Origin of the sequence: Micromonospora sp. NBC_01638 (assembly GCF_045209745.1) — a bacterium.
GTDB lineage: Bacteria > Actinomycetota > Actinomycetes > Mycobacteriales > Micromonosporaceae > Micromonospora.
This window is the reverse complement of sequence record NZ_CP109273.1, coordinates 4,086,934-4,097,577: the sequence shown is the minus strand read 5'-3', so window position 1 is coordinate 4,097,577 and position 10,644 is coordinate 4,086,934. Positions and strand designations below refer to the sequence as shown.

Below are 10,644 nucleotides of genomic sequence, written 5' to 3'. Positions count from 1 at the left end.
GCTGTGGCTAACACCCGCATTCAAACGGCCACCCAACTCGGCGGACCGAGCGTTGCGACATCGGGTAGCCAGCCACGGCCCGTAGGCCCGGTCGGCGGATGAGTGCACATGATCATGAAGATGTCGATTACGGCGAGTTCGGAGGCTTGGCCTTCTGCGGGTAAATCGTCTCGTGACGGGCCAGCATGGCAACGAACTCGCCGATCTTCCGCTCGCGGGTCTGCGCCCGTTTGACGGCATTGACGCGGTGGATGAGAGCGAACCGGTTGGTCTTGGTGAGTACGTCGAACATGGCCTGGGCGGCGGGTTCGGCAGCGATGGCGGCGAGGAGGTCGGCCGGCACCTCGGCCTCCGACGGCGGGGCGTAGGCGGCCGCCCACTGTCCGTCCGCCTACGCGGCTTCTACCGAGGCGCGACCTGGGGGCAGCATTCGCCCCTGCGCTTCCAGCCGGGCCACGTGGGCGACATTGCGTTGTGACCAGGAACTGCGGGGCCTGCGAGGGGTGAACCGGATCCAGGAGGTTTCCTGATCCCGTTTACGGGCCTGCCCGTCGATCCAGCCGAAACACAGGGCCTCGTCGACCGCCTGCTGCCAGGTCAGCGCCGTGACTGTGCCGCCCTTCCTGGTCAGGGCGAGCCAGACACCGGGCGACGCGGTGTGGTTGGCCGACAACCACGCCCGCAGCGCGTCGGCGTCCGCGACGATCAACTCATCCAGTTCGGCGCTCCCCATGACGGCAGGCTACCGCTGCGCCGTTGCCGCAGCCTTTGCCTGTGGGCCAGACCGACTCGCCGGGCTCGGGATTCGAGTCTCAGCTCCCGGGATCCACGCCGACGCCACCACAGCGCCACCCAGCGCCATGCGTCGATGCAGCGAAGCCCTGTTGGCTGACGCCAGCAGGCTTCGAGACGACAGCCGACACCAGCCAGACGGGGAGCAGCGAAGCGTGACCACTTCGGATTCGCCTGGGAGGTCACGCCGCACCGCTCGACCTCATCACCGCAGGTCAAAGCCCCTCGTCTCTGTCCGGCGTCGGTGAGCACTTCGGTCGCAGTGACCTCTTCGCCAACCTGCACCCGATCTGCTCCCAGTTGCAAGGCCAAGCCAACCAACGGCTCCTTACCGCGTTGACCTGCACACCCTCCATTGCCAGGCGACATAGAGCCCTGTCGACTCCTCGGCAGAACCGCGGAGCACTCCTCGGGAAACAGGACGCTGCACAGACCTGCAGAAACGAGAAGCCACAGGTGGGGGCAGGTGCAGTTTGGCGCCGTTGTGCGCTATTGGATGCAGTTCAACGCCGTTCAGGACACCCGGCTGCTCCCACCCTGCTCCCCCAATCCTGGGCACGCGGCCGTGTCGCCCGGGCGCCTGAGGGCTTCGCTTTGGCACGTCTTCTTCATGGAGCAGCACGAGGCCGACGTTTAGTCAACGCGACCGGGGCGCCGAGGCGCGGCGTCGCGCACGGTCGGCGGCATGAGCGCGCATCGGTTGTCGGTTCCGCCTGAAAACTGACCATGTGGTTCCGGCTGAATCGGGACCACCTCCTGAAGCATCGGGAGGTGCTGAGCGTGGAGGACTGGGCGGAGATCCGGCGGCTGCGGCGGTCGGAGGGGATGGCGATCCAGGCCACCGCACGGCGATTGAGGATGTCTCGTAACACGGTGAAGAAGGCCTTGGCCAGCGACGAGCCGCCACGGTATCGGCGGGCGGCGAAGGGTTCGATTGTGGATGCGGTGGAGCCGGGGAGCCGGGTGTTGTTGGCGGAGTTTCCGGACATGCCCTCGACGGTGATCATGGAGCGGGTCGGATGGACTCGCGGGAAGACGGTGTTCTGCGATCGGGTGCAGCAGTTACGGCCGTTGTTCCGCCGTCCCGACCCGGCGCAGCGCACGGAGTATCTGCCGGGTGAGTTGACGCAGTGTGATCTGTGGTTCCCGCCGGCGGACGTGCCGTTGGGTTTCGGGCAGGTGGGCCGACCTCCGGTGTTGGTGATGGTGTGCGGCTACTCGCGGTGGTTGTCGGCGGTGATGATCCCGTCGCGGCAGTCACCGGATTTGCTGGGTGGGCACTGGACGTTGATCTCCGGGTGGGATCGGGTGCCGAAGGCGTTGGTGTGGGACAACGAGTCCGCGGTCGGGCAGTGGCGGGCCGGGCGGCCGCAGTTGACCGAGACGTTGAACGCCTTCCGTGGCACCTTGGGCATCAGGGTGATCCAGTGCCGGCCGGCGGACCCGGAGGCCAAGGGTCTGGTCGAGCGGGCCAACGGCTATCTGGAGACATCGTTCCTGCCCGGGCGGCGGTTCGGCTCACCGACCGATTTCAACGCCCAGCTCGCCGAGTGGGTGGTGCGGGCGAACAACGGCCAACACCGAATGTTGGGCTGCCGCCCGACGGACCGGTGGGACGCCGACCGGGCCGCGATGTTGTCACTGCCGCCAGTGGCGCCGGTGGTTGGCTGGCGACAGACCACGCGCCTGCCGCGTGATCATTACGTGCGTCTGGACAGCAACGACTACTCGGTGCACCCGGCGGTGGTGGGCCGACGGGTGGACATCGTCGCTGACGCCGATCGGGTGCCGGTGTTCTGTGATGGCCGCCAGGTCGCCTCGCATGAGCGGTGTTGGGCCAAGCATCAGAGCATCACTGACCCGGCCCATCGTCAGGCCGCCGCCGACCTGCGCACGGCTGCCCGGCAGGCACCGGCGCCGGCGGTCACCGCTGAGGTCGAGCACCGGCGGCTCAGCGACTACGACCGGATGTTCGGCCTGGACCAGGTGGCAGCCTGATGGCCACCAAGACCAGCAACCGCAACGTCACCTCGGAGATCGCATTCCTCACCCGCGCGCTGAAAGCGCCCTCCCTGGCCGCCTCCGTGGAACGTCTCGCCGAACGGGCCAGGGCCGAGTCGTGGACGCATGAAGAGTTCCTGGCCGCCTGCCTGCAACGTGAGGTCGCCGCCCGGGAGGCACACGGCGGTGACGGGCGCATCCGCGCCGCCCGGTTCCCGGCACGCAAGAGCCTGGAGGAGTTCGACTACACCAACGCTCCTTGAAACGGGAGACCATCGCGCATTTCGGCACCCTGGACTTCGTGGCGTCGAAGGAGAACGTGGTGTTCCTCGGCCCGCCAGGCACGGGCAAGACCCACCTGTCCATCGGCCTCGGGATCCGGGCCTGTCAGGCCGGACACCGGGTCGCGTTCGCCACCGCAGCCCAGTGGGTGTCCCGCCTGGCTGATGCCCACCACGCCGGCCGACTGCAAGACGAGTTGATCAAGCTCGGCCGGATCCCGCTGCTGATCGTCGACGAGGTCGGCTACATCCCCTTCGAAGCCGAGGCCGCGAACCTGTTCTTCCAACTGGTCTCCAACCGCTACGAACGCGCCTCGCTGATCGTCACCAGCAACAAGCCCTTCGGTCGCTGGGCGTGAAGTCTTCGGCGACGACGTCGTCGCCGAAGCCATGATCGACCGCCTCGTCCACCATGCCGAAGTGATCTCCATGAAGGGCGACAGCTACCGACTCAAAGACCGCGACCTTGGCCGGGTCCCACCGGCCACCAAAACGAACGACTAAAGATCAACCAACCCAAGGTGGTCCCGTTTCAGCCGGACCACGGTGGTCACGGTTGGGGCGGCGTTGACATCGGTACCCGTACGCGTGCCGAGCAAACGGTTACGGCGTTCGCGAGGACTCGACCGGGCGGCTGCTGGCGTTGTATGAGCTAGGAATCAAGCCCCCTTGACCTCAAGCTCAGCCAACAGTCCGGTGACGAAATCGGCCGCTGCCCGCCGCTGCTCGCCGCGGGCAAACCGTGCCGCGAACGTGTCGATCACCAGGACGTTGATCTGCTGCCACCGAGCAGCATCTACGCTGTGGCTCTCGGCCACCGCAAGGTCTGATGTTGTGTCCACAACGCACAGACGATCATGCGGTGGCCGTCCTCGTTCCCGCAGGATCCGAGGTCACCTTACGAACGGCGGCTGCCGTACTAGCCAGCCCTCAACTACGGCGGCACAGCAAGGAACAACGCCGGGCCCTGGGGTCGGGTCAGGTTCAGGCGCCAGGCCCACCGACCCGCGCCGGGTCAGCGTCACTGCCAGCGATGGTCGAGAGGTACTCGCGGATGACCGCGTCGAAGTCGGGAGGGGGCAGCAGGCCTAGCGATTCCGCGCGTTTCGTGATGAAGCGCGCGGGCCAGCTGCCGACGATGGCGAAGACGGCGGGGTCTTCGGTCCAGTCGATCAGGTCGCTCGCGCCGGCACCGACCACGCATTCCAACGCTTCTACCATCTTGCTGGGCGTGGTGGTGAGCGCTGGGAGGTTCAGCGCGGTACGGCTACCCCAAGTCACGTCGTCGGCCTCAGCAGCCCGGATCAGTCCGTCGATCGTGCGGCCTGGCGAGGAAAGGGCGATGGGGGTGTCGGGTGGCACCGGACAGTTGGCGCGTTGCCCCGCGATCGGCTCTCGAATGATCCCGGACAGGAAGCTCGACGCTGCCGCGTTCGGCTTGCCCGGTCGCACGGAAACGGTCATCAGGCGGACACTGCGTCCGCGGACGAACCCTTTGCGGGTGTAGTCGGCGAGGAGTTGCTCGCCGATGAACTTCTGCGCCCCGTAGCTGGATTGCGGTGTCGGCAGGGTGTCGTCCCGCACGGTCTCGACTGCTTCGCCCGCGGGGTTGGTGCCGAAAACTGCAAGCGAACTCGAGAAGACCAGTACCGGAGGCGCGGAAAGCCGGCGAGCCCATTCGAAGAGGGCGCGAGTGCTGTCCACGTTCGTGCGCATGCCGAGGTCGAAGTCGGCCTCTGCGGCACCGCTGACGACGCCGGCGAGGTGGAACACGAGGTCGGCTGTGCCCACGGCGGGCAACTGCGCCTCCAGCTCGCCGGTGATCGGTACCACTCGCGGGTCTGCGAGGAGGTCCGGTTGGGGTGCTACCAGATCGACCAGCAGAAGTTCCTTGACTGCACGCGGTGCTGCGCCACCGACGCCGACCTCCCCGCAGAGGAGGCGGCGCGCCAACAGGGTGCCGAGGAATCCCGATCCCCCCGTGATCATCACTCTCATGCCGGTTTCTCCGATCTATTAGATGCCTTTTCCAACCGCTCGACGACGTCAGCCAGCGAGGTGTCATCGCCGACGTTGCCGGCGAACACCACGTAGGGCAGATCGGCGGCGAAGCCGCTGGCCGCCTCCCACAGCGACACGATGCCGTCGAGGATCGGCCCTCTGATCCAGGCCCGATCCATGCGAAGAGCCTGGGTTGCCACGTCGGAGGACGTGATGCCCCCCTTGGCGACGACAAAGGACGGGCGGCGTTGTCCGACGATCCGGGCGGTCGCGTCCACCAGCGCCGAGCTCACCGTCCGAGCGATGCCGAGGCTCCCGTTGGCATCGACCCCGGTGACGAGTTGCCGTGATGTGCGCAGCACCACCAGGTTGTCCGCCAATGCTGTTACTGCCTGCCGCACCAGCTGCTCGACGTGCCAGGCCCGGTCCGCCGGATCCATCACCGTTGCGACGTCGAGTTCGAGCTCGGTGGGGGAACGACGCTGTCGCAGCACGTCGAGCTGCCGCGTGGTCAGGCCCACGTGCGAACCGACGACGACCAAGCCGTGGGCGTCGGGATCGACCAGTTGGGCGAGGCGCTCGTCGTCGATGCGTGAGCCGTCCTCCTGTCCGAGTCGCGCGCGTACGAACGACGGCCCGACCCGTTGGACGATGCCGACTTCGGCGCGTTCGGCCGCGAGGATGTCCAACACCGCCGAGCGCAGATCGTCATCGGTGGCCGCGTCGATCGCCACGATCTGGCCGTCCTGCGCTGCGGACAGGGCAGCTCGCAACGCCCCGCCGCCCGCAGCCCGGATGTCCGGGAGGTGAACCTCGGCCACCTGGGCAGCACGGAGACGACCGCCGCTCTTCTCCTCTACCCACTCCGCGAGGCGCGATGAGTGGTATCCGAACGTTGCGTCGCGCGCGTACTCGCCGTCGGCGATGGGCGCGAGACCGGCCGGCCCTGCCGCCCAGTGGACTCCATCCACGGTGACACGCCCGGCGTCGATGTACGCCGGCGCGAGGAGCACCGCGTCCGTGTGTTGGCCGTGTTCCGCGAGGACCTCGGCCAGCACATCCGTTTCGAGGGGAAAGTGTCCGCGAAGCGTGGAGTCCCCCCGACTGGCGAAGGTGAGCCGCACGTCTTCGAGTCGGGCTGCCTCCAGGCACGCCTTGGCCACTTCGCGGTTGCGTTCGGCCGCCGCGGCCGGGGAGAGACTTCGGGTGTTGGTGAGCACGTAGAAGCCAGGTGTTCCCTGGCGCAGCGCCCACCGCACGTCCTCGACGTCCCATCGCGTGAGCACGGGGACGTCCCGGACGGTCTGCGTGCCGGTCGGGTCGTCATCGAGCACGACGAGCCGGCGTGCCCCGCTGAGATGGGCGCGGATCTCGGCTGCGGTGACGCCGCGGGCCGGGGGTAGCGCCTCGGCCCAGTTCGCGTCGCGTGGGGCGACGAGCTGATCGCCGGACCCCGTCATTCGACGCCGCTCGCAGCCAGGAGCAGCCGCATGCGGTGCGCCGCCAGTGCGGGATCCGGGAACAGGCCGATCTCGTCAGCGAGCACGAAGAGATCAGTGAGGTGCTGCAGCGAGCGGAATCCTTCCCGACCGGTGACCATCCGGAAGTGGTTCTGGTGCCCGGACAGCCAGGCGATGAAAACGGTACCGACCTTGTAGCGGTCGGCCGGCGCCTCGAACATCTTGACCGCGATGGGGATCGAGGAATTCATGGCCTCGACGAAGCCCGCCTCGTCGCCCCGGTCGAGCGCGGCGAAGCCCAAGGACGCGACAGGGGCGATGGGGTCGAGCACACCGAGGAGCCCGTGGCTGTGGTGCTCACCATCCCCCAGCAGGAGGTTGGTGTACCCGTAATCGTCGCCGGTGTAGACCTTCACGCCTTCCGGCAGGCGCCGGCGGAACTCCATTTCGAGCTCCTCGTTCAGCAAGCTGAACTTGATCCCGTCGAGGCGCGCCGAGTTCTCCTCAGCCATGCGGACGACGACATTCATCGCCTCGACGGGGTCGGCGTGTCCCCAGTATCCGGCGAGCGAAGGATCGAATCCGGTTCCGAGCCAGTGCACGATGGCGGGCTTGTCCACCTGGGCGAGGACCTGGCCGTAGGCCTTGAGGTAGTCATCTTCGTTGCGGGCGGCAGCGACAAGGGCGTGGCTGGCGCGGATCACCGCGGCGCTCCCTTGGGCCTGGACCCAGTCGAGCTGCTCGAGATACGCGTCGACGATCTCGCCCAGACCGGGGTCGCGGGACGTGATCTGGTCGGTGCCCACGCCGGCCACGACCGCGGCGCCTTCCTCCCTCGCGGCGGCCACGCCCAGTCGGATCAACTCCTTGGCCTGCCCCCACTGGAGGCCACCAGGACCGCGCTCGGAGGTGTCCATGCCTTCGGCGATGCCCACTCCGTAGCTGAACAGGTGCTTGCGGAACGCGATCGTGGCCTCCCAGTCGATGGGAGTCTGCTCGCCCGGGTTGTAGTCGGCACGAGCGTCCGCGACGACGTGTGCCGCGGCGAGCACGGTTCGGGAACTGAAGGGCCCCGGGTGGCGCGGGTAGTCGATTGGTTCGTGCATGAGGTGCACTTTGGTTCCGCCGTCAGCGGTGGGAATGGTGAGCTTGGCGGTCGTGTGCGTGTCCACGAATTCTCCTCGAACGAAGCGTTTGGTAGTTGGGTCGTCAGTCAGGACCAGGCGGGCCGCCCGCCCGCCGCCTCACGATCCGACTCAGAGCCGATGACGCCGGCCGACTTCAGCTTGGCGGTCTCGTCGGGGCTGAAGCCGGCCGCACGGAGGACTTCGTCGTTGTGCTGGCCCACCTTGGGGGGCACCATGCGCAGGCGGGCCGGGGTCTCGGAGAGCGAGATCGGCATGCCGACGAAACGTACTGCTCCGATTCCGGCGACTTCCGCCTCGATCACGAGGTTGTTGTGCCGAACCTGCGGGTCGTCGAAGACGGCGTCATAGTCGTGGACGGGCGCTACGAGGATGCCCTCCGCCTCGAACCGAGCCATGATCTCGTCACGTGGGAAGCGCGCGATCGCGTCCGCCAGCAGGTCGCGGGTCTCGTGGACGTGTTTGGTCAGCCCCTCGATGCTCTGGAAGCGGGGGTCGTCGATTTGCTCGGCGGTCAGGCCGCAGGCGCGCGCGGCCCTTCGCCACTGCTCGTCGACGTAGTACTCGCCGATGAGCGTGAACCACAGGTCGTCGGCGGCCTTGTAGTAGCCGTAGAGCGCCGTGTTGCGTGAGTGGGCGATGTTGGCCGGCGGGCGGGGATAGCGCTGGCCGGTGTTCAGGAACGTGGTGCCCTCTTGCAGGTGCGTCGTGATCGCGGCGTTCATCAGGTTCGAGTCCACGACCTGCCCGCGGCCCGTGCGTTCCCTGGCCGCCAGCGCGGCCATCATGCCCAGGGCGAACTGCATCGAGGCGACGTAGTCGATCATGAACGTGCCGGTCGGCATCGGGCCGCTTTCCTCGGTGCCGGACAGGGCCATCAGCCCACTGATGGCCTGCGCCGCCAGGTCCTGCCCGCGCCGGTGGGTATACGGCCCGCTAAGGCCGTACCCCGAGGCATACGCGACGATGATGCGTGGATTGACAGCTGACAGGGCCTCGTAGCCCAGCCCGAGGCGGTCCATGACACCCGGCCGGAAGTTGCTCGCCACGATGTCGGCGTCCTTGGCCAGGTTCAGGATGAGCTTGCGGCCATCGGCCGACTTCACGTCGACGCTGATGCTCCGCTTGTTCCGGTTCGTCGCGGACCAGTGCGGGCTGTATCCATCACCGATGAACGGGACCTGGCTGCGCCCGATCTCACCCACGTCGATGCGCTCGATCTTGATGACGTCGGCCCCGAAGTCGGCGAGCATCTGGGTCGCGGACGGGCCCTGTTCGAGCTGGGTGAAGTCGAGGATGCGGATTGCCTCGAACGCGTCAGTCACGATGAGATCAACCTTTCTGTGTCTGCGGCCGGGAAAGGAAGGCGGGTCATCCGAGGCGGCGCGGAGGCAGGCAGCGCAGCCCCGCCGGCTCCGGACGGAACAGTCGCCCGTCCATTTCTCGAAGTGGCTCGCGGATGATGGGGGTGAAGCCCATGCGTGAAAGGACGTGGCGCTGCAGTTCGACTCCGGGCGCGATCTCGATCAGTTCGACACCGTCAGCGCCGAGCCGGAATACCGCCCGCTCGGTGACGTAAAGCACGCGTTGCCCCGCACGGCGCGCTCGTCTGCCGTCGAAGGCGATGCGCTGGACCCGATCGACCAGCTTGCCGTAGCGGCCGTCTCGTACGATCTCGAGGCGGCCCTCCCCGACGCGCACGTCGAGGTCGCCACCGCGGAAGGTGCCGCAGAACACGACCGTCTTGGCCTTCTGACTGATGTCGATGAAGCCACCGGGACCGATCGGCGTTCCGTCCACGCCCGCCACGTTGACGTTGCCTTCGGCGTCAATCTCAGCGAACGCCAGACCCGCAAAGTCCAGGGCACCGCCGTCGTACAGGTCAAACTGGCTCGACATGTCCACGATCGCCGTCGGGTTGATGGCCGTTCCCGAATCCAGGCCCACGCCCGGCAGGCCACCGAACACACCCTGCTCGATGCTGAGGGTGAACCGGTCGAGGAAGCCCTCCTCGAGTGCCACGTATGAGATGCCGTTCGCCATCCCGACACCGAGATTGGCGAGATCGTCTTCGTGGATCTCCTGCGCGGCTCGACGCGCCACCACCTTTCGGTGGTCGAAGGGCAGCGGGGTGATGGCCGTGGGCCGGTTCGGCTCCACGCCAGTTCGCCGGGGGTCGCTGCGGGTGATGGGGGTCTGATTCGGCCAGTCGGTGATCACGACGTGATCCACGAGTGCTCCGGGTACCTTGACCCGCCCGGCGGGGAGCTCCCCTGCGGCGACGATCTGTTTCACCTCGGCGACCACCGTGCCGCCGCTGTTGTGGACGGCCTGGGCTATGGCGAGGTTGTCGCTGAAGGCGGCCTCCTCGTCCATCGCGAGGTTGCCGTGGACATCGGCCACCGTGGCGCGCAGCAGCCCGAAGTGCACGTCGAAGCGGGGGTAGAAGAGCCACTCGCGTCCCGCGAGGGTGATCAGCTCGCTGAGACCTTCACGGGTACGGTCGTTCATCCGCCCCCACTCCTGACGGGGGTCGACGAACGTTCCCAAGCCGATATCCGTGAACAGCCCCGGTCGTCCGCCAGCGATCTCCCGGTACAGCAGCGAGATGGTGCCGGCGGGCAACCCGACCGCCTCGACCTGGTTGCCGGCAATCGTTTTCTGCTGGCGGGGCGAGAGCACGAAATGCGAACCGACAAACCTGCGCACCAATCCGGGAATGGCGATGTGGTCGATCCCGCGGCCCTGGAGGTCGCCGAGGCCCATGACGTGCACGACGGTCAGGTCGTTGGGCGCCCGCTCCTTGCCCCAGCGCTGTTCGAGGGCAGCGAGCAGCGTCTCGGGCACCTGCAGGAGAGAACCGCTGCCGCCGACGGCGACAGTGACGCCCGACGGGACCAGCGCCACCGCATCCTCAGGCGTCAGCACCAGCCCGGGGCGCGGAGGGCCATCTTCTGGAACAGG

The 10,644-nt window shown here is 67.5% G+C and carries 7 protein-coding genes and 2 pseudogenes; 2 read left to right on the top strand and 7 right to left on the bottom strand.

Going from position 1 to position 10,644, the window contains the following annotated elements:
• Positions 1-127: 127 nt before the first annotated feature.
• A pseudogene (locus OG811_RS19405) lies at positions 128-733 on the bottom strand (YdeI family protein).
• 830 nt (positions 734-1,563) lie between these two features.
• On the opposite strand from OG811_RS19405, the gene istA reads away from it, so the two are divergent.
• Positions 1,564-2,790, top strand: a complete 1,227-nt coding sequence (gene istA / locus OG811_RS19400; RefSeq protein ID WP_406067655.1) for an IS21 family transposase — start codon at positions 1,564-1,566, stop codon at positions 2,788-2,790.
• A pseudogene (gene istB / locus OG811_RS19395) lies at positions 2,790-3,578 on the top strand (IS21-like element helper ATPase IstB). The gene istA and the pseudogene istB overlap by 1 nt, the downstream one beginning before the upstream one ends.
• 155 nt (positions 3,579-3,733) lie before the next feature.
• Here istB and OG811_RS19390 read toward each other — a convergent pair.
• From OG811_RS19390 to OG811_RS19365, 6 genes are all read right to left on the bottom strand, one after another.
• The gene (locus OG811_RS19390; protein WP_406067653.1) at positions 3,734-3,892 is read right to left on the bottom strand and encodes a hypothetical protein; all 159 of its coding nucleotides are present in this window, start codon (positions 3,890-3,892) and stop codon (positions 3,734-3,736) included.
• A gap of 166 nt (positions 3,893-4,058) precedes the next feature.
• Entirely contained in the window at positions 4,059-5,072 is a 1,014-nt protein-coding gene (gene denD / locus OG811_RS19385) for a D-erythronate dehydrogenase (protein ID WP_406067651.1), read from the bottom strand.
• Positions 5,069-6,535, bottom strand: a complete 1,467-nt coding sequence (locus tag OG811_RS19380; protein ID WP_406067649.1) for a four-carbon acid sugar kinase family protein — start codon at positions 6,533-6,535, stop codon at positions 5,069-5,071. The genes denD and OG811_RS19380 overlap by 4 nt, the downstream gene beginning before the upstream one ends.
• A complete protein-coding gene (locus OG811_RS19375; RefSeq protein ID WP_406067648.1) occupies positions 6,532-7,707 on the bottom strand; it encodes a DUF993 family protein in 1,176 nt (391 codons plus the stop codon). Before OG811_RS19375 ends, OG811_RS19380 begins: the two co-directional genes overlap by 4 nt.
• Positions 7,708-7,748: 41 nt before the next feature.
• Positions 7,749-9,005, bottom strand: a complete 1,257-nt coding sequence (locus OG811_RS19370) for a CaiB/BaiF CoA transferase family protein (RefSeq protein ID WP_406067646.1) — start codon at positions 9,003-9,005, stop codon at positions 7,749-7,751.
• Positions 9,006-9,051: 46 nt separating this feature from the next.
• Positions 9,052-10,608 (bottom strand): acyl CoA:acetate/3-ketoacid CoA transferase, encoded by a 1,557-nt coding sequence (locus OG811_RS19365; protein WP_406067644.1) that lies wholly within the window; start codon positions 10,606-10,608, stop codon positions 9,052-9,054.
• Positions 10,609-10,644 lie beyond the last annotated feature (36 nt).

What these genes read in the sequence shown, in the direction of transcription:
- denD (WP_406067651.1), bottom strand. Translation starts at nt 5,072, where the DNA reads ATGAGAGTGATGATCACGGGGGGATCGGGATTCCTCGGCACCCTGTTG.
- OG811_RS19380 (WP_406067649.1), bottom strand. Translation starts at nt 6,535, where the DNA reads ATGACGGGGTCCGGCGATCAGCTCGTCGCCCCACGCGACGCGAACTGG.